The organism is Terriglobales bacterium (assembly GCA_035561515.1).
Classification (GTDB): Bacteria; Acidobacteriota; Terriglobia; order Terriglobales; family Acidobacteriaceae; genus DATMXP01.
This window is the reverse complement of sequence record DATMXP010000033.1, coordinates 1-19,609: the sequence shown is the minus strand read 5'-3', so window position 1 is coordinate 19,609 and position 19,609 is coordinate 1. Positions and strand designations below refer to the sequence as shown.

At 58.2% G+C, this 19,609-nt stretch carries 19 protein-coding genes; 14 read left to right on the top strand and 5 right to left on the bottom strand.

The annotated features are described in order from the left end of the window. Positions 1-234: 234 nt before the first annotated feature. From VN577_15305 to VN577_15295, 3 genes are read right to left on the bottom strand one after another with little or no spacing between them, the layout of a single operon-like run. Positions 235-444, bottom strand: coding sequence for a hypothetical protein (locus VN577_15305; GenBank protein ID HWR16194.1), 210 nt, complete (start codon positions 442-444; stop codon positions 235-237). A gap of 23 nt (positions 445-467) precedes the next feature. Then, entirely contained in the window at positions 468-1,793 is a 1,326-nt protein-coding gene (locus tag VN577_15300) for a folylpolyglutamate synthase/dihydrofolate synthase family protein (protein HWR16193.1), read from the bottom strand. A gap of 46 nt (positions 1,794-1,839) precedes the next feature. Beyond that, complete coding sequence (locus tag VN577_15295; protein HWR16192.1) at positions 1,840-2,667, bottom strand: hypothetical protein; 828 nt, start codon at positions 2,665-2,667, stop codon at positions 1,840-1,842. Here VN577_15295 and VN577_15290 point away from each other — a divergent pair. The 5 genes from VN577_15290 to VN577_15270 all read left to right on the top strand — a co-directional run bounded on the left by VN577_15290 (position 2,666) and on the right by VN577_15270 (position 6,286). Beyond that, complete coding sequence (locus tag VN577_15290) at positions 2,666-3,529, top strand: metallophosphoesterase family protein (protein HWR16191.1); 864 nt, start codon at positions 2,666-2,668, stop codon at positions 3,527-3,529. The two genes, VN577_15295 and VN577_15290, sit on opposite strands and share 2 nt — an antisense overlap. Positions 3,530-3,683: 154 nt before the next feature. Next, a complete protein-coding gene (gene tnpA, locus VN577_15285; protein ID HWR16190.1) occupies positions 3,684-4,115 on the top strand; it encodes an IS200/IS605 family transposase in 432 nt (143 codons plus the stop codon). A gap of 208 nt (positions 4,116-4,323) precedes the next feature. Further along, positions 4,324-5,121 carry a lysophospholipid acyltransferase family protein gene (locus VN577_15280; protein ID HWR16189.1) on the top strand — a complete coding sequence of 266 codons (798 nt, stop codon included), beginning with the start codon at positions 4,324-4,326 and terminating at the stop codon, positions 5,119-5,121. A 53-nt stretch (positions 5,122-5,174) separates the two neighbouring features. Beyond that, positions 5,175-6,002: a gamma-glutamyl-gamma-aminobutyrate hydrolase family protein gene (locus VN577_15275; GenBank protein ID HWR16188.1), complete on the top strand. Its 828-nt coding sequence runs from the start codon at positions 5,175-5,177 to the stop codon at positions 6,000-6,002. Positions 6,003-6,091: 89 nt separating this feature from the next. Continuing rightward, complete coding sequence (locus VN577_15270; GenBank protein ID HWR16187.1) at positions 6,092-6,286, top strand: hypothetical protein; 195 nt, start codon at positions 6,092-6,094, stop codon at positions 6,284-6,286. 97 nt (positions 6,287-6,383) lie between these two features. Here VN577_15270 and VN577_15265 read toward each other — a convergent pair whose 3' ends face one another. Further along, the gene (locus VN577_15265; protein ID HWR16186.1) at positions 6,384-6,791 is read right to left on the bottom strand and encodes a hypothetical protein; all 408 of its coding nucleotides are present in this window, start codon (positions 6,789-6,791) and stop codon (positions 6,384-6,386) included. 141 nt (positions 6,792-6,932) lie between these two features. On the opposite strand from VN577_15265, the gene rpe reads away from it, so the two are divergent. From rpe to mnmE, 4 genes are all read left to right on the top strand, one after another. Next, complete coding sequence (gene rpe, locus VN577_15260; protein ID HWR16185.1) at positions 6,933-7,607, top strand: ribulose-phosphate 3-epimerase; 675 nt, start codon at positions 6,933-6,935, stop codon at positions 7,605-7,607. A gap of 28 nt (positions 7,608-7,635) precedes the next feature. After that, entirely contained in the window at positions 7,636-9,099 is a 1,464-nt protein-coding gene (bamD, locus tag VN577_15255; protein HWR16184.1) for an outer membrane protein assembly factor BamD, read from the top strand. Between the two features lie 175 nt (positions 9,100-9,274). After that, positions 9,275-11,221: a response regulator gene (locus VN577_15250; protein HWR16183.1), complete on the top strand. Its 1,947-nt coding sequence runs from the start codon at positions 9,275-9,277 to the stop codon at positions 11,219-11,221. Between the two features lie 84 nt (positions 11,222-11,305). Continuing rightward, entirely contained in the window at positions 11,306-12,649 is a 1,344-nt protein-coding gene (gene mnmE, locus VN577_15245) for a tRNA uridine-5-carboxymethylaminomethyl(34) synthesis GTPase MnmE (protein ID HWR16182.1), read from the top strand. A gap of 13 nt (positions 12,650-12,662) precedes the next feature. On the opposite strand, the gene VN577_15240 is transcribed toward mnmE, so the two are convergent. After that, entirely contained in the window at positions 12,663-13,415 is a 753-nt protein-coding gene (locus tag VN577_15240; GenBank protein ID HWR16181.1) for a HipA domain-containing protein, read from the bottom strand. Between the two features lie 119 nt (positions 13,416-13,534). Here VN577_15240 and VN577_15235 point away from each other — a divergent pair, with 119 nt between their 5' ends. The 5 genes from VN577_15235 to VN577_15215 all read left to right on the top strand — a co-directional run bounded on the left by VN577_15235 (position 13,535) and on the right by VN577_15215 (position 19,606). Then, the gene (locus VN577_15235; GenBank protein HWR16180.1) at positions 13,535-14,239 is read left to right on the top strand and encodes a DUF4386 domain-containing protein; all 705 of its coding nucleotides are present in this window, start codon (positions 13,535-13,537) and stop codon (positions 14,237-14,239) included. 143 nt (positions 14,240-14,382) lie between these two features. Beyond that, positions 14,383-15,750: an alpha/beta fold hydrolase gene (locus VN577_15230; protein ID HWR16179.1), complete on the top strand. Its 1,368-nt coding sequence runs from the start codon at positions 14,383-14,385 to the stop codon at positions 15,748-15,750. A 206-nt stretch (positions 15,751-15,956) separates the two neighbouring features. Then, positions 15,957-17,027: a ribosome small subunit-dependent GTPase A gene (rsgA, locus tag VN577_15225; GenBank protein ID HWR16178.1), complete on the top strand. Its 1,071-nt coding sequence runs from the start codon at positions 15,957-15,959 to the stop codon at positions 17,025-17,027. 95 nt (positions 17,028-17,122) lie between these two features. Further along, the gene (locus tag VN577_15220) at positions 17,123-18,544 is read left to right on the top strand and encodes a fibronectin type III domain-containing protein (protein ID HWR16177.1); all 1,422 of its coding nucleotides are present in this window, start codon (positions 17,123-17,125) and stop codon (positions 18,542-18,544) included. Positions 18,545-18,655: 111 nt separating this feature from the next. After that, a complete protein-coding gene (locus VN577_15215; protein HWR16176.1) occupies positions 18,656-19,606 on the top strand; it encodes an aldo/keto reductase in 951 nt (316 codons plus the stop codon). Positions 19,607-19,609 lie beyond the last annotated feature (3 nt).

The following is a 19,609-nucleotide window of genomic DNA, read 5'->3' as shown; positions in this document are numbered from 1 at the left end:
TTAGAATCAGCGGAGTGCAGCCTGTCCACAGGCGCATGCCGGGAAATGGTGCAGTGTGGATGATGGAAGGTGCGGGAAACGGGCAGAAAACGCGAATGATGCGGTCGAGACATCGGCAGAAGGCGCATGAAGAGCGGTGTTCACGAAACAGGAATTGTGCAAAAGCAAAGAAAAACCGCTCTGGTGGCGGTGTTTGGGAAACGCTGAATTATGGAATTTCGGAAAGTCAGCCTGCTAACTGTCTTTTCTATAGAGCAGATTTTTCATCGCTTCGCGGCGAGCAGCGTTCAGTTCACGGTTCGTCGTGGGAGCCGGGTTGTTGGCGGCCTTCTTGGCCTCTTCTTCTTCGGTGCAATCGGGACAGTGATTGGCGAACCCGGGCTTACCGGGTTTGAGTTCAAACTCTTCAGAGCAGATAGCGCAGACCTTGATCGGAAAAGCCATGCTTCAATTTTACTAATTTCTCGCTACTCGGGTTGCTGCAGCCACTGGAGGGCCTCTCCGACAAGGTAGATGGAGCCGGTGATCACGAGAACCCCGCGGCCGGGAGTGATTTCGATCGCCTTGGAGACGGCGTCCGTGAAGTTTGCGCTCTCGATCGGTTCGCTGCCGGAGCGGCGACCGGATTCGGCGATATCGGCCGCGGTGGCCGAGCGGGGATTGTCAACGGCGGTGACTACGACGCGATCGGCGAGCGGGAAGAGTATCTGCGTAACCTCGTCGACGGCCTTGTCGCGAAGCACTCCGAAGAGCAACGTGAGCGAGCGGCCTTCGCATGTCTCGGATAACGCCGACCGCAGGGCCCATGCTCCCGCGGGATTGTGGGCGACGTCGAGGATGATTTCCGGATGGCGTTCATTCGCGGCGATGACCTGGAAACGCCCGGGCCACAGCGTCCCCCGGATTCCGCGTTCGATGGCTTCGGCTGTGATGGCCACGCCAGCTTCGTTCAACTGTTCGGCGGCGGCGATGGCAAGCGCAAGATTGCGCCGCTGATGCCTGCCTACGAGTGGCGAATCCACCATGATCGACTCGCCCATGACCATTAGCGAATAACGGTTGTATGCATTCTGCTCGGAGCCCGGCGCAAGCGGGGGCACGTACTGTGCTGCGCTCACAGCGCGCGCGCCGCGTTCGATGACGGCCTTGCCGATGACTTCGTTCGCCTGCGGATGCTGCGGAAGCGTGACAACCAATCCGCGCTCATGGATGATGCCGGCCTTTTCGAAGGCGATCTCGGCGATGGTGTTGCCGAGAAATTTCTGGTGGTCGAGATCGATGTCGGTGATCACGGACAACACAGGTTCTACGACATTAGTGGCGTCCAGGCGTCCGCCCATCCCGACTTCCAGAACGGCAACCTGCACGCCCACGGCTGTGAAGTGATAGAAGGCCATCGCGGTGAGCATCTCGAAGAAGCTGGGATGCCATGGCAGTTTCTGTTCTTCGATGAGTTTGGAAACCGCGGTTTCGACGTAGTCGTATGCAGAAGAGAAGTCGTCATCGGTGATGAACGCGCCGTTCACGCGGATCCGTTCGTTGACGCGCACCAGGTGAGGCGAGGTGTAGAGACCGACGCGGTGTCCGGCGGCGCGCAGAATTGATGCGAGTGTAGCGGCCGTGGAACCTTTGCCGTTGGTCCCGGCGATCAGGATCGATTTGAACTTCCGTTGCGGGTTACGGATGGCGTCCAGAAGCACCCGCATGTGTGCGAGGTCGAACTTGTGCGACGGCGTGCGGGCAAGTTCGTGTCCGAGATCGTATAAGGCTGCAACGGCAGATGCGTAAGACATGCGGGTGGAAGAACAGGAATTATAAATCGCGCGTCCCTGCGGGACTCTACTTCGAGGGAGCAGGCGCGGGCTTCTGTTGCGCTGCTTTCTCCGCGAGCACGGCCCGAAGTGCCAATCCGGCGTTCCGGCTTTCCTCGGAAATGCCGTTGACCAGCGCCTTGGCATAAGCGTCGCTGAAGGCCTTGAACTCCTTCGCACTCAAGGCTGCGACGTAGTCCTGCAATTCCTGATCCGATGCGTCGTGATAAACGGTCAGCATCATCAGGTTCACCTGCTGGCCGGCATTGGACTCGATCTGCTGGCGCATTTCCTCAATCTGTTCCTGCGACTGCAATGGAGCGCCCAGGCCTTTGAGCATGCCTCCGGCGGTGGCGATGATGGAGTCCACCATGACTTCGCGAACACCTGTCGCGGTGATCAACTGGTCCACGAGCGCGGCGCGTTTTTCAGGAGGCGTTTGCACTTCGGGAGAGTTCAGGTATTTCTGAAAGCGCTCGGCGAATTCGGGAGAACTGGTCTGCGCCTCGAACCTGCGCATTTTTTGAACGAGTGGCGTCCGCAGTACCCGCACCACTTTCCTCATTCCCTCAGGGTCGCAACCCAGTGCGGCTTGTTTCGTAACGTTTGCTATCAGCCGCTCCACACTCAGGCTCTTGATCATCGTCTCGGCAAGCTTCTCTTTGTCGGCTGGCGTGAGCGACTGGTCCTGTGCGAATTGCGACGCGATCTGCGATTCCATCTGTTTCGGGAATCCCTTCAGGGAGTCGATGCACCCGTAGAGTTCCAGAGCCTGCCGCGTTAGTTGATTGCAGGTTGACTGGGCAAAAGACGACACCGCCGACAAGATCACGATCAGGAGAATGCGGATTCGCATGAGCAAAGGTTACCGCAGAACCGGTACGAGGGCTTCGACTTTCCGGAGTTATCCGGATTTCCTAAATTCCGAGGTCAGGCCGTATGATGTGTGGCGGACCTGGACAATCGTGCGCTTTCTCCTGCTCAGTGACATACATTCGAACCTCGACGCGCTGGATGCTTGCATCGCGGCAGCACCTGACTTTGACGCGGTAGCGAACCTCGGCGACATCGTCGGTTATGGCGCGTATCCAAATGAAGTCATCGCACGGTCGCGGGCGCTGGGGAACCTTTTTGTCCGCGGCAATCACGACAAGGCCTGTGCAGGTATGGCCGACGTTCGGGGTTTCAACCAGATCGCGGCAGCAGCCGTGGTTTGGACCCACCACGAACTGTCGCCCGACAACCTGGCGTGGTTAAAGCAATTGCCGCAGGGACCGCTGCCGCTCGCCCCGCTTACCGATGCTCAGGTCGCCCACGGATCGCCGCGGGATGAAGATGAATATCTACTCGTGTCCGACCACGCCGCCAATTCCGCGAGCGCTACAGATATTCCGGTGACGTTCTTCGGGCATACGCACATGCAAGGCGGGTTCTTGGTCAACGATGGGCAGGAGATCACGTTTCGTCCGGAGACGGCGGGCGACGGCAATTCGAAGTATGTCTACCGGCTGGACAAGACCGGCAAGTACCTGGTCAACCCAGGATCCGTCGGCCAGCCACGCGACGGCGATTGGCGCGCGGCATTTGCGATCTTCGATTCCGACGAGAAGACGGTCACGTTCTATCGGGTGCGTTATGACGTGGAGAAGGCCGCGCAGAAGATCCGCCAGGCAGGCCTGCCGGACAGACTCGCAGACCGATTGCTCGTGGGACGGTAGGCGCTGTGCCCAGAAATCTGACGCTGGCAGTAGCCCTCTACTGGCCGTTCAGATGCAGATAGTCCCAAAAGCGAACCGAGGCAGGATGTGATCCGGGGTGACTAAGGACAAAACAAGTTAGCCCAGGACGAAGTCCTGGGTTAGCGTTGGCCTTATGTCCCACTCTTTCACCTCAATTCTTGTTCACTGCGTGTTTAGCACCAAGCATCGGAAAAACATGATTCCCGCAGACACTCAGCCGCAGCTGTGGGGATATCTCTCGGGAATTGCCAAGCGACTCTCGATTCCTATGCTCGCCATTGGAGGTATAGAGAATCACGCGCACCTGCTCTTCGCGCTACCGCCGACGCTAAACTTGTCGTATGCCGTGAAAGAACTCAAAGGCGGTTCATCTCGATGGATGCAAGAGAAAGGAGTCAGCTTCGAATGGCAGGAAGGCTACAGCGCCTTCAGCGTAAGTCCTCCTGCGGCAAGTGCCGTGAAGCGCTACATCGCGGCCCAGCGAGAACATCACCGAAAGCGCAGTTTCGAAGAGGAATTCTCGGAATTGTTGTCGAAGTGTGGAGTAAAGCTGGACGTGAGATAAGAGAGACTTGCTGCGCAGAATTGAAAAATTAGAGGGGTCTCGCGTTCCCAGGACTTCGTCCTGGGCTAACCTGTTTGAACAGCTTTTGTTCAGCCCTCGACGAAGTGCTCAGATTAAGTTCCTAAACATTGCTTGCGTCAATCGGACTCGTCACCCGGCATATATTAAGTCCTTTATCCGCATCTAGGCGGGCTGCTAATCTCTTAGTTTGACTCAACGATCTTCATTCACGAACTTCTGGCATGCGCTTCGGTCGTTCCTGATTTTCGACCCACTGATCTATCTGTACACGGTTGTCATGGGCAGCCTCTCGTTGCTGTCGTCCTTCTTCGATCGCGATGGGCGGATTCAACACTGGTTTGCGCGGTCCTGGTCGTGGCTCATCCTGAAGACGGTTGTTTCGCCGGTGAAGGTGATCGGGGCAGAGAATATCCCCTCCGGCCCTGTGGTGTTTGCGTCGAACCACCAGTCGGCGATGGATATCCCGCTGCTTTACGTCTATCTGCCCGGGCAGTTCCGGATCGTGGCAAAAGTCGAGTTGTTCCGATATCCGTTCATGGGATGGCACCTGACGCGTTCGGGACAGATCGCGGTGGACGAAAAGAACGTTCGCGCTAACCTGAGAAGTCTGAACCGGGCGGTGGATACGGTTAAGTCGGGGATGCCCCTGATGATCTTTCCCGAGGGGGGCCGCACGCCGGATGGGGAAATTAAGAAATTCATGAGCGGCGCGTTCTACGTGGCAATCAAGGCCGGAGTACCCGTGGTTCCGGTGGCGATTGTGGGGACATTCGAAGTGCTGCGCATGTGGAGCTATGTCATCCATCCGGGACCGATGCAGTTGGTGATTGGAAAGCCGATTTCGACTGAGGGCTACACGACTCGCGACATGGATCAATTGGCCGAGAAGGTGAAGGTCGAGATCGAAGAAATGTACTACAGCCGTGCCCAAACCAGCCGTCCGGAGCCCCAAGCCAGCGCCACCCCGGTGACGCCTACTTCCTAGGGGCCAGTGATATTGGTACTTCCGCTGGGGCTTGAAGGGTCTAAACTATCCTCGTGCACCCCCGAATCGCCATACCGCAGCCCCGTTCCAACGCTGACGAATACAATCAGCGCAGCCTTCCTCAATATCTGCACGCGATTGAGCACGCTGGCGGCGAACCGCTGGTCATTGAACTGTCGTGGTCGAACGCGGAGATCGCCCGCGCCGCCTCGCAGTGCGATGCGATCTGCCTGCCGGGCAGCGGTGCGGATATAGGACCGGAGAAGTACGGTGCTAAGGAACGGCACCCTCAAACTGCAGAGGCCGATCCGGCGCGGGACAACGTCGACGAGTTGCTCCTGCAGGACGCCTACAACATGCGGAAGCCGGTGCTGGCGATCTGTTACGGCGTTCAATCACTGAATGTGTGGAGGACCGGGGCGCTCATCCAGCACATCGAATCGAAGTTCGGAATTTTGCACGAGGCAGGCCGCGCCGTTCCGCGCGCGCACACGGTGAATGTGAATCCGCATTCGTGGATCCTGGGCCGCCTGGCCGAACCGATCTGCCATCTCGCGATGCACGATCGTGAAGACGGCCGGCTGTGGCGGAAGTTGAACAACGGGGAACTGCGCGGATGGGTCAACTCCAGCCATCATCAGGCGGTCGAAACCGCGGGCGATGGCCTGCTCGCCGTTGCCAAGGCGGACGACGGGATCATCGAGGCCATCGAGTCGACCTCCCACGACCACTGGGTGCTGGGTGTGCAGTGGCATCCTGAACGCGGATACGACGAAGACGAACTGTCGAAGGCGATGTTCCGCGGTTTCATTCAGGCCGCTTGGGAGCGTCGGGGGAATCCACGCAACGATACCGTCGACTTCGAAACAATCTCCCACTAAAGCGCTGCTTAAACGCGAAACGCTGGAATTGCGAACATCCTCGCAACAGTGTGTGTCCTCCTATTGCGTAACTAAATCGCGGAGGACACATGACCAACGAGAACAAGAATCGCGGAACCGAGCCACCGAAGAATGAGCATGGGCAGGGATTTGCCGACCGTCCAGCGGGAGAGAAGAGCCGCTACGATCCTGAACTGGAAATGCCTGACCCAGAGCAGGTGGAGCGTGATATTGAGGAAGTCGAGAAGGTCTACCGGGAAGACAAGAACGAGGACGCTGCTTAGCTGAAAGTGAATATAAATATAAAAGAAAAAGGCTCCCGTCCGATTCAGGAATGGAACGACAGGAACCTTTCTTCCGCGCGGTAAAACTAAAAACGAACTATGCTGCCCGCTGGCCCAAATCCGAGGAGGTCGGACGGATCGGAACCACCTGGGCGGCGACTTTCTCCCGCTCCATTCTTTGATGCCGGGAGTACCGGAGAAGTAGTATCAAAATTCCGATGGCAACGAGGGCCTTGGGATCCGGGGTGGCGGCGGCTGCCAGAGATGCACGGATCTCCCTGACGGTCGACGCAGGGCCGTAGGCCTCGTACACGGGATTCGGCGCAACATCTTGTGCGCGAACCATTTCCGGGCCATTCCAACCGGCACGGGCAGGCTCAAAGGGTTGAGGCCGCTGCTCCTGCTGTTTGAGCATCTTCTCCAGATCAGGCTTAATCGGCACAGCGAAGGCGGTCGCGGCGATCAACACAACCAGGGCGCAAGACCAGGATCGAATCGTAACCATTGCAATTCAGGGGTTTAGATGCGCTCTGTGGGTTAAGGTGGCCAGACGTCAGCAAGGGACGAATGGAGCGAAAAGGCGTGGCGGTGATGGTAAAATCAAGCAGGCATTTACTCCAGCACCTCCCGGTTCGGAGAAACTCGTTTGATCGAGCTGGCCCCTTCTATTCTCGCCGCCGACTTTGCACGACTGGCCGATGAAATCCATGCAGCGGAAGCAGGTGGGGCGGCAGTGCTCCACCTGGACGTGATGGATGGCCACTTTGTGCCGAACCTGACGATCGGACCTCCGGTCGTGAAATCCGTGCGCAAGGTGACCAGGCTGCCGCTGGATTGCCACCTGATGATCGAGAACCCGGATCTTTACATTCCGGCGTTCGCCGATGCAGGCGCGGACTGGATTTCCGTTCATCAGGAGACATGTATCCACCTGCACCGGACGGTGGAACTGATCAAACAGCACGACTGTCTGGCGGGCGTGGTCCTGAATCCGTCTACGCCACTGGAAACGCTGGCAGAGATCCTGGAGTTTGTCGATTACGTGCTGATAATGTCGGTCAATCCGGGATTTGGCGCACAGAAGTTTATTCCGCAGTCGCTCGATAAGCTGAGACGGCTTGCGACTATGCGGAGCCGCCGGGGTTTGAACTTCCGCATAGAAGTCGATGGCGGCGTGGCAATGGATACCGTCGGTGACATCGTGAGGGCCGGCGCGGAAGTGCTGGTAGCCGGCAACGCGGTGTTTGGGACGGGGAATCCGAAAGAGGAAGCGCAAAAACTCATCAAGGCAGCGACCGAGGCGACGTGGCAGAAAGTGTAGCCTCGCAGGATCGGCTCTGAGGTAGGTAATGGTTAAACGTTTTGTTTCATTGGTTGGCATCGCAGTCTTACTCTTTGGTTTTGCTGCCTGTCACAACAAGAAAGTTAATAATCCCATCGCGCAGGTCGATTCCAAGCAGCCGGACAAGATCCTGTTCGACCGCGCCATGGAAGCGATGAAGCGCAACAAGTTCGACGTGGCCCGGCTCACGCTGCAAACGCTGATCAATACTTATCCGGATTCGGAATTCGTGGCCCGCGCCAAACTGGCGGTCGGCGATTCCTGGTACGCGGAAGGTGGTTCGGCAGCGCTGGTTCAGGCTGAGAACGAGTACAAAGACTTCATCACCTTCTTCCCCAACATGCCGGAAGCGGCGGAGGCCCAGCTCAAGATCGCCGACATTCACTACCATGCGATGGAGAAGCCGGACCGCGACTATACCCACGCGAAGCGCGCCGAAGAGGAGTACCGCACGCTGCTTACGCAGTGGCCGGACAGCGCGCTTGTTCCTCAGGCCAAGCAACGGTTGAATGAAGTACAGGAAGTGCTGGCGGAGCGCGAGTTCCGCATCGGGCGCTTCTACTTCCTGCGGGAATCGTGGGTGGCCGCTGAGGCAAGATTGCGCTCGCTCGTCGAAGCGTATCCGCTCTATAGCGGCGCCGACCAGGCGCTGTACATGCTCGGCCAGACCTACGAGAAAAGAGCGGAAGGCTTTCGAGCCATGCCCCATGCGCCCGAGGCCCTCAAGGGCGAGATGATCAGGAAGGCCGAGGACAACGCTGCTGCCGCTTACGCCAAGATCTTGACCCGTTACCCGGTGATGAGCCGGGCGGCCGATGCCAAGGAGAGACTGCAGGCGTTACGGCGTCCAGTGCCGACTCCGACGGCCGAAGCCATCGCACAGAACAAGAAAGAAGAAGAAAGTCGCAGCGAGACCGGCATGTGGGGCCGCATGATGGGTAACCTGCACAAGGGGCCGGATGTCGCCCGCGCGACGAAAGTCGGCGAGCCGCAGTTGGTCGATCCGCAACCGGTGAGTGCGCCGCTGATCCTGCGCCAGACGAACGAAGAGATCATGAAGGCGTACCAGGCGACCCAAGGCGGCGGAACCGGGAAGGTATCCGTTGAGACGGTGAAGACCGGCGCACCACCGCCGAGCCAACCCGTCCCGCGCTCGGATGCTGCTCCGACTACGGACAAACCGGCCGAGGACAACGGAATCCCCGAGTTGCAGCCCATCCAGGATTCCTCCCAGAGCGAGACTCAGGCAGCGCCTGTGACTCCTCCGGTGCAGGTGAACGAGGTGGAACGCCAGGCCGAGTCCCAGACGCAACCTGCGGCGCAACCTGCCACAACGCAGTCGGACGGTCAGGCTGCCGCGACCCAAACGGATCAGAAGTCGACCGACCAGAAGTCGGACGACAAGAAGGACGGATTCTCCACCAGCAAAAAGAAGGAGAAGAAAGGCCTTCGTAAGATCGTCCCGTTCTAGGCAGGTTGAGTTACGGTGCCCAGGCTTCCGAGCCTGGGCATTTTCTTTTGCTGCCGAGGGTTACGAGAGGGCACATGACGTTCGTGCCGGTACCAATAGGGTACTGATTGGATTGACTTGACAGTAGAGAACAAGTAACGTTCCAGTCACTCCCACAAGTGTGCGAGGTTGGTTTGTGGCGTTAAAGATTCTGCTGGCCGATGACAGCATGACCGCCCAGAATATGGGCAAGAAAATCCTGGTTGATGCCGGTTATGAGGTTCTCGCCGTCAGCAACGGGGCCGCGGCGATTAAGAAGATTGCAGCCGATCGTCCCGACCTCATCATCCTCGATGTTTATATGCCGGGCTACACCGGTCTCGAGGTGTGCGAACGCGTCAAGGGAGCTCCCGATACCGCTCGTATTCCCGTTCTACTGACCGTCGGCAAAATGGAGCCGTTCCGTCCGGAAGAGGCGAACCGCGTCCGGGCAGACGGCGTGATGATCAAGCCTTTCGAAGCCACGGATTTGCTTGCCGCCGTGCAGAGCATCGGCAACAAGCAGCCCAGTTCCACGGTAAGGACGCCGCCTCCACCGCGACCGGAGCCGGAAGACGAGACCACGGTCCGCATCCCGCCCCAGGTGGCTTCGCTGGTCGATACCTTACCCATACCGCCGCCTAAAGCGGCCGTTACGCACGAAGATACAGTTCCTATTCCTCCTCCAACGGATGCCGACGCAACCCTCCGGCTTACTCCCGAACAGGTCCGCGCATTTCAGGACCAAAGTTATCGCGAGTGGATGGCGATTCATGACAAGGGTGGCGTGCCTGCTGCTGAGGCGCACACCGAAGAAGCAGCACCGGAGATGTCGGTTGCACCTCCTGCACCGGCAGTTGAAGTGGAGCCTGCCATTCCTGCGATGCTTGAGCCGGAAATGCCGGTCGCGGTTGTTTACGCCGAGCCTGAAGCTCCTGCCCAACCTTTCTTCGCCGTCGAACCTGCAATGGAGGTCCCGGAGCCGGTTCCCGTTGAGCTCGTGCCACCTGCCATTTCCGTGACTTCGCACGAAGAAGCCAGCATGGAACTGGAGACCAGCGCTCCCATCATGCTCGGCGACTTAGATGTAGCGAAAGTCGAGGAACTCGAGACAACGATTGCCAGCCCGACCATGGAAGTCGCAATTGAGTCCGCGCCTGAGCTCGAAATCAACAGCCCCATCCATTTGCAGGAAAGGGTTGAAGTCGAAGCAGACTCCGCGCTCGTCACGAACGATCAGGACATGTCCGAGTTCGTCACCAAGTTCGGAGTCGAGAAGCCGGAAGAAATAGCCGTCGGTGTCGTCAGCGACCTGGAACCAGAACAGTTGGCCGCGATCACTATGCCGGTGGAACCCGCCGAGCACGTACTGGAAGCTACAGTTGCGGAGCCCACAAGCGTTTTGGACGAAGTCGGCGAGGTAGAGATTCAGACACCGATGATCGAGCCGGAACCGGTCGTCGCTTTTGTCCCCAGTCTCGAAGACACGCAGGAGATTGCGCCGTTTGTCCCGGCCATGGAATCGGCGCAGGAAGAGGCAGTTGAAACTCCGGCGCTGGAACCGTCCGTCGTCGAGTTGGAACCCGTCGCTCCCGCCGTGGCGGAAGAGATCTCTGTGCCGGAACCGCCGGTGGAAGCCGTGGCGGAAGCGCCTGCGGTCGAAGCTCCGATGCACTCCGTTGAAATGGCTGTGGCCGCTGCCGCGGGAGTCGCCTCCGCTGTTGGCGTCGGACACATCGCAACCGACCAAACTCCAGCGGCACCCGAGCCGCTCGTGACGGCACCAGTAGAAGAGCTGCAGTCTGAAGCTCAAGTAGCGCTGGTTTCCGAGTCGTCCGCCACACCGTCCGTCGGTGATGCGGAACTCGCCCAGCAGCTTGCCGCAGCCCTCGCAAAGGCCGAAGCAGAACAGCCGGTGGCCGCGGAAACGGAAGCGGCGATCACGGCGTCGATTGAGCCACACCTCGCAGCCGCGGTGGAGCCCATCGCGGAGGAGGCCCACAACTGGAGTGACTCCAAGCTCTCAGAAGCCGTCGCCAAGGCTATCGAAAAGCTGAAGCCGCAACTGATTACGGAAATCCTGCGGGAACTTATCAAGAAGTAGGCAAGCACGATTTCAGCCCCATCGTTCGCGATGGGGCTTTTGCTTTTTGCGTCCTGCTCATTTCAAATACTCGATTCGAAGCCCTTGAACCTCGATGACACAATCGTTGCCATCTCCACTCCGCCCGGCCGCGGAGGCATCGGCGTAGTGCGTCTTTCCGGCACGGAAGCCGTCGCCATCGCTCGTCCAATGTTGCGCCTGCGCCGAGACCTTGAGCCGACACGCGCCACGTTTGGAGAACTCGTCGAACCTGCGACCGGCGAGCGCGTCGATGAAGTGGTCGTCACCTGGTTCCAGAAACCGCACTCCTATACAACCGACGACCTCGTCGAAATTTCCGCACACGGTTCGCCGGTTGTGCTGCGCCACATCGTGGAACTGGCGATGGAACGCGGCGCCCGGCTGGCCGAGCCCGGCGAGTTCACCATGCGCGCCTTCCTCAACGGGCGCATCGACCTGACCCAGGCCGAAGCTGTCCGCGACCTCATCGATTCTCAAACGCTTTACCAGGCTCGCGTCGCCGCACAGCAGTTGGAAGGATCGCTTTCCAAGCGCATCCAGCCGATCAAGCAGCAACTGGTGGAACTCATTGCGCTGATGGAAGCCGGAGTCGATTTCGCCGAGGACGATGTGCCGGTGCTTGCGACCGGCATCATCCTGGAGAGGATTTCGGAGGTCAGGGATGGGTTGAGCGCCCTGGCGCGGTCGTTCGAGTACGGAAAGGTTGTACACGAAGGACTTACGCTGGCGATTGTGGGCCGGCCCAACGTTGGCAAGTCGAGCCTCTTCAATCGGCTGGTCGAGCGAGAGCGTGCCATCGTTACGGCCACTCCCGGCACCACGCGCGACCTTGTCAGCGAGACGGTTTCGATTGGCGGCATCCCGGTGAAACTCGTCGATACCGCCGGCATTCGGAAGGCGCTCGATGAAGCCGAGTCCATCGGGATTCGCAAGTCGATGGAAGCGCTCGCCGATGCCGACATGGTGCTGGTCGTGCTCGATGCCTCGCAGCCTCTGCACGCGGAAGATCGCGAACTGCTGCAGCAGGTGGAGCAGCGCAAGGCGATCGTGGTGGCGAATAAGTGGGACCTTGCTCAGCATACGAATGAGATTCCGGCGATCGCTACCTCGGCGACGACCGGCGAAGGCATCGATAAACTGCGCTCGGAGATTCTGCGCAACGTCGCCGGCGACTCGGGAGCAGCACCGGAAGCCGGTTTCCTCACTAACCTACGGCAGTCATCGTTGGTGACAGAGGCGATCCATGCCCTGAATGCTGCCGGACGCTCCGCCGAGTCCCAAGTCCCGCACGAGATGATCCTGCTCGACCTCTACGGCTCACTCCGCCAGTTGGACGAGATCACCGGCACAACCACGGCCGACGACATCTTGAATCTGATCTTTGGCAGTTTCTGCATCGGGAAATAATTCGACTAACGTTTCAGCGGAATCTGTTTCGCACGTTATCCGCTCTTTGGCGGATTAGTGCAGCTACCTTCTCCGGAACCGGGCCGGCAATTTCGATTGTCGGAAGCACGGCAAGGATGATCTCGGCAAGCTCGGGCACGCGCCGCTTAACCAGCGGTTTACCAAGGCCAGCCTCTTCTGCCAGCTTCTCGAAATCCTTTGGTGTGACTCTCTCCGTTGAGTATTCGTCCCCGATCTTCATCGACATCTCATTGTGCAGCTCGGGATAGTAGACCGTGCAGACAATATCGTAAAGCGGTGCGAGACGGATCTCGACGTCCTCCGCGCCGATGCCGCGATACAGAAGCGAGAAGTTCTTTCCGTGCGCGTCGTTGTTGCCGACGATGTAGTTGTAGATAACGGAGTCGAGCAGTCTGGCGAGGTCAACCACAGGGCCGGAAACTTCACGTAGCAGGGCGAAGCACTGTTTCAGCGAAGGCCCGCCCTCCTTCTGGTATTTCTGCTCGGGGACGATGGCCTGCGCTTGGCAGAAATCTTCCTGGTGAAGCCGTTCCAGAGTGGGCTCCTTACCGGGCTCCTGCCGATAATGGCGGTCGTATCGTTCGACCAGGAGATAGTCCAGTCCATCGATGGTCCTGATCTCAACTCCGGCCGCTGGAAGGCCGATGGCTCCCGCAAGCTTCATGCAGAGCGCCTCGTTGAAGACAACGCCTTCGAAGCGCGTCACGGCTGGCTTCAGGCTTATCCGTTTTGGGGCGGAATGCAACTAAATATTACCGATCGGTAACTTTGCTGGAGAAGACCATGCTAAATTGCTGTTTTGTTACCGATCGGTAACATCACACTCACTTGAGTTAAACTCCTCCAGCAACGTGGGGGGAAACTATGGACTTCGTTCGAAATCCTGGCAGAGCGGCCGGGCTCGTGTACTTACTGCTCGTACTGATCGGCCCTTTCTATCTCGTCTACGTTCCCAGCCAGATCTATGTGCAAGGTAATCTGACGGCAACTGCCGAAAAGGTATCGTCGCACGAGTCACTTTTGCGTCTGGGGATAGTCGCCGAACTTGTCGGTTCGGTTATCTTCCTCTTTGTCGCGCTGAGTCTCTACCGCCTGCTCCACCGTGTCGACGAGCCCAAATCTAAACTCATGGTGATCCTGACCCAGATCTCTGTCGCTGTTGGGTTTGTTAATTCACTGCACTATGCCGGCGCTCTGCTTCTCGCCAGGACCGCGGAATTCTCGGCCGCTTTAGATAAACCTCAACGCGAGGCGTTGATCACGCTGTTCGTTCGTCTGCATCAGCATGGCAACACAGCCAACGAGATCTTTTGGGGATTGTGGCTTATCCCACTCGGAATACTGGTCATCAAGTCAGGATTTCTGCCGCGTGTTCTTGGTTATTGGCTGATCGTGAACGGCGCTACCTACGTTGCGCTGAGTATCACTGCTCTATTGACCCCGCATTACAGCGACCTTGCATCTCAAATTAGCTTTCCCTTCTTGCTGGGCGAAGTCGCTTTCATGCTGTGGCTTGTCATCAAGGGTGCCGATCCGGAGAGGAAGAGCTTTTCGGTTGCGACAGCTTAGCGGACGATCGGTCCTTTTCATATCTCCGCAACCGAAGTCGCTTGCAGCGTGGTCCTCCGCATCGGATGAAAAGGGACTATGATATGCCGCACGTCCAAGCTCGCGTTCGCGTTTAAACTTGGCGACTCTCGTGGGGGAGTGAAATGTTTCGACGCGTTCTAGTTTTTGCCGTTCTCGTTTCCGGTGTAACGTTCAGTCACGCTCAACCCTCTCTGCCTTCGAACTTTCAGGCGAAGACCATTCACAGTCCGGCAGGAGCGGATATCTTCGTGCGCTGGGGCGGGCAGGGTCCGGTGGCTGTGCTCATCCACGGATATGCGGAGAACAGCGACTCGTGGGCTCCTTTGGCCGCAGATCTCATGAGGGATCACACTGTAGTCGTGCCGGATCTTCGCGGAATCGGGAAGTCATCGAAGCCGGAGGGTGGGTACGACAAGAAATCCCAGGCCAAGGACATTCGTGCGGTCGTGACCGCGCTCGGGTACGACAAGACTTTTGTCGTCGCACACGATATCGGGAACATGGTCGCCTACGCATACGCTGCCACTTACCCAGACAAAGTCGAGCGATTGGTCGTGATGGATGCGCCGATTCCCGGGATCGAGCCTTGGTCTGAGATTCTGCTGAATCCCGGGGTTTGGCACTTCAACTTTCACGGGCCCGACGCCGAACGTCTCGTTGCTGGCCGGGAGCGCATCTACTTCGATCGCATATGGCATGACTTCAGCGCCGATCCTTCCCAGCCCGATGATGCCACCAGAAATTTCTTTGCGGCCACCTACGCACAGCCCGGCGGGATGCGGGCCGGATTCGCGCAGTTCACCGCCTTTTCTCAGGACGCCAAGGACAACAAGATCTTCGAGCGTGTGAAGCTAACCATGCCCGTGCTGGCTGTCGGTGGGGAGAAGTCATTTGGTCCTCTGCAAGCAGTGATCATGCGCCACGCAGCTACTGACGTCCAGGAGGCGGTCGTCTCGGGTTCCGGTCACTGGCTGATGGAAGAGCGGTCCGCCGAGACGGTGAAGCTAATTCGTGACTTCCTCGACTTGCCGCATGTCGCCGCAAGCCCAGTCGGCTCCACTGGCGATCGTGGCGAAAAACGTGTCACTCCCGCCGCATACGAGTTTCCACAACACGGCAATCCGGGTACTGGAAGTTCCGGGGTCGGCGGAATTGAGACTGTTGTCCTCAAAGGTAATCCGAATCAGGTGGGCGTATACACAATCATGCTTCGCGTACCAGCGCATACGAAGATTGCCGCGCATTCTCATCGTGATGATCGCGTGGCGACAGTGATCTCCGGAACTTGGCATCTCGGGTACGGAGACAAATTTGATGAGGCGAAACTCAAAGCACTCCCCGCGGGTAGCTTCTATACTGAACCGCCCGATGACACCCATTTTGCGGAAACGGGCGATGAACCGGTTGTGGTCCAGATCACTGGCTTCGGCCCCTCTTCCACAAACTATGTTGACCCTTCCCAAGACCCTCGGCGGCGCAAGCACGAATAAACGCTCCGAGGGCGTGAGGTTCGAGAGTTGGGCGTGTCACGGTAAATAGTCGTCACCATTGACGTCGCTCTGCCATCGTCTTACACTCACACCAATTGATGACTGCCATTCTCTAACTCGCTCCGTTGCGCGCTGTTGAGCCCGCTCTTCCTTCAGGAGTCGTGGTGCGCGCATGCGTTCAACTCACAACTTCACGGAGACTAGAGATGCAGCTTTCGCTTCTTGGCTGGAACGATCAGTTCGCAGCCGCATTTGCCGCTCATGCTTCTGCCGGAATCATTCCCGGACGTGTCATTCAACAGTTCAACCACATTTTCACGGTAGCCACCGAAACCGGAGAACAAAGCGCGCAACTCTCCGGGCGTCTGCGTCACGATGCAGCGTCGCATCAACTGCCGGTAACCGGAGATTGGGTCGCGCTGCGTGTTCCGCCGAACCAGGGCGTCGCGCAAATCATCGCCGTGTTGCCGCGAGCAACCCGGTTTTCGCGCCGTGCCGCCGGAAAAGGAGATCGTGAGCAGGTCATAGCCGCCAATCTCGACTACGCGTTCCTGGTCAGCGGCTTGGATAACGACTTCAGCCCTCGGCGTATCGAACGCTACCTGACGGCGACTTGGGACAGCGGGGCGACCCCGGTGGTCGTGCTGAATAAACTCGATCTGTGCGGCGATCCCGAATCGCGGATTCACGCCGTTGAGCAGGTTGCCTTTGGCACCGCCATCCACGCCGTGAGTGCCTTGCGCGGCGACGGCGTTGACGAACTCGCCCGTTATTGCCAACCCGGACGCACTGTAGCTCTGCTGGGTTCGTCGGGCGTTGGCAAGTCGACCCTCATCAACCGAGTGATGGGCACTGAAAGCCAGGACACCCAACCATTAAGGGAAGATGGCCGTGGCCGGCATACGACTACCCGCCGCGAGCTGCTGTTCTGCAAACACGGCGGCATGGTGATCGATACGCCGGGAATGCGGGAGTTGCGACTGTGGGACGACGACGAAGGCCTGCAGATCACGTTTGACGAGATCGAAACGATAGCGCGCAACTGCCGCTATCGAGACTGTCGCCACGAGGAGGAGCCAGGCTGCGCCGTACTTGAGGCGGTGAGTGCAGGAACGCTCAGTCCAGAGAGATTGTCCAGCCTGCACAAATTGCAGCGCGAACTGGCGTTTCTCGAACGGCGAGAAGACGAGACGGCGGAATCGGCCGAAAAGCGGCGTTGGAAGAACATTCATAAATCAGTCAGACGCTTCATGAATGAATCGCCGAAGTACAAGTGATTCGCGCCAAGACCGCTCGCGAACAGGATGGGGATTGATTGCTGTTAGCGCCCGGTATAATCTGCGCCCATATGAAGCTGGCGCCGGAGGGAATTGTGAAACTTGCTGCACTCCTTGTGAGTCTGGGGCTCGCAGTTGCCTGTTCGGGACAAGCCGCCTCCAACGGTGGTACGCAGGAAACCCAGAAACCGTCCGCGTCGGCGTCCTCTGTCGCGAACGATTTTGCTTCCCGCTCCAGCGGGGTCAACGTGCCCGGCGGATCGAGCTCCATCATCCGTGCCATCGACTTCGATGCGGACACGTTCAAGCGCAGCGGAAGTCCAACGCTGGGGCTGGCGCCGTTCTTCTTCCCGATCAATGGCACCACTGACTATTCGCGTATCTCGATTGATACCGCGACGAAAGCCGAAGGAGCGGGAGCGCTGAAGTTCACGGTCACTTCGCCCTCCTCACACGGCTCAGATGCCGGCGCCTTCGTGATGTCGTTTAACGATAAGGATTTCAGCAATCAGGTCGGCCCCGGGCAGGAGATGTGCTACCAGTTCCGCTATCGCATGGATACGGAGGCGTTCAAAACCACGTACCTGCAAGCTGATGGAAGCGTTGGATTGGGAAACAAAATCGCGTTTCTTACGGAAGGCGATAACGCTCCCCCGGGGCATGTGGCCATTTCCTGTGAGCCGATTGAAGTGATATTGCAGGACACAAACCAAAAGAGAGCTCCGCAGGGGTACCATTCCTGCGGGCAAAAGGACGGCAGCTACGAGCCGTTCCAGTCAGGTCCCAACTCCAGCGGGGCATTTCTTCGTCAGCCGGCGCTGCCCTGCGTTTACAGCCAGAATGTTCCACCCTCTGTGCCGCAGAGCGGATGCTACGAGTTCAAGCCCAATCAGTGGCACACGCTCGAAGTGTGCGTGAAGGTCGGGACCTGGTACACGAACGACCGCAACTATCACAAGGACTCGACCGTCACAGGCTATGCGGCAGACGAGAACGGCGACCCCGTAACGCTGTGGAGCTATACCGATTACGACCTGGTTAACGGTGGCGGAGACAAGAAGTTCGGAAAGATCTGGCTTGCGCCCGGCGTTTACGGCACCTCTCGCACGCAGAATTGGGGAACCACTCACTACTGGTACGACTCGCTGATTGTTGCCAAGCGATTCATTCCATTTCCTGGTTCGCGCGTTCCCAATCCGCCCGATTCGCTGAAGATGACAATTGTCTCGTCTTCGAGCCTCAAGGCCGACTGGCGTGACCAGAGTTCCGACGAGACGGGATTTAAGGTCTATCGCTGCAAGGGCAAGAGCTGGGATTGCTATTACAACGGCAAGTGGAATCTGGCTGGAAACGTGGATGCGAACACAACCACGTTCACCGACAAGGGCCTGTCCTCCAACACGGTTTATACCTATTACGTGGTTGCTTACAACGATCGCGGCAACTCGGCCAGGGCTGGCGGCTCATGCTGGTGGAATAACGACAACCCGTGTCACGGGACTGCCAAAACCAAGTAACGGCTGCTGCGATTCTCATTGCAGGGTTCTCCGATGTTACTGCGTCGGTTTTCAATCCTGCCGCTTAGGTCGCATCGGTGACTGCAGTTGCATCTAAAGTGGGCGAACGATATGGCAAGCAATCAAATCCCTCTTCGCACTCTTGGCCGCACCGGCGAGAAGGTCTCCTGCATTGGATTGGGTGGCTGGCATCTTGCTCTCAAGTACGTTGATGAAGCACTCGCGCTCCGGATACTCCATGCTGCTGTGGATCGCGGCATCACCTTCTGGGACAACTGCTGGGACTACAACGATGGCCAAAGCGAAATCCGCATGGGTAAGGCGTTGAGGGACGGTCGCCGCAACAAGGTTTTCCTGATGACCAAGATCGACGGTCGCTCAAAGAAGGCGGCCACCGAACAACTGGAGCAATCGCTCAAGCGCCTAAAGACCGACCATATCGACCTGGTGCAGCACCATGAAATCTTGCGCTTCGAAGATCCGGACCGGATCTTCGACGAGGAAGGTGCTACGGCCGCGCTGCTGGATGCGAAGAAGGCCGGCAAACTGCGCTTCATCGGCTTCACCGGGCACAAGAATCCGCATATTCACCTGCACATGTTGGAGGTCGCGAAGCAGCACGATTTTCGCTTCGATACTGTGCAGATGCCCCTCAATGTCATGGACGCGCATTTCCGCAGCTTTGAAAAGTTGGTGCTGCCGGAGTTGGTGAAAGACGAAATCGGCGTCCTCGGCATGAAGTGCATGGGCAACGGCATTATCCTGCGCTCGAAAACTGTCAGTGCGCGCGAGTGTCTGCGGTATGCTCTGAACTTGCCGACATCGGTTGTCATCACCGGTATCGACAACATGGAAGTGCTGGATCAGGCCTGCGAAGTCGCGACGGCCTTCGAAGCGATGTCGCAAGAGGAAGTACGGCAACTGCTCGCCAAGACGAAAGATGCAGCGAGTACCGGCGAGTTCGAGCCGTTCAAGACGTCGTCCATTTTTGATGGCACGGCGCAGAATACAGAATGGCTCGGCGAAGAACCGAAGCGCCTGCAGCAATTAGTGTCAGCGTGACGG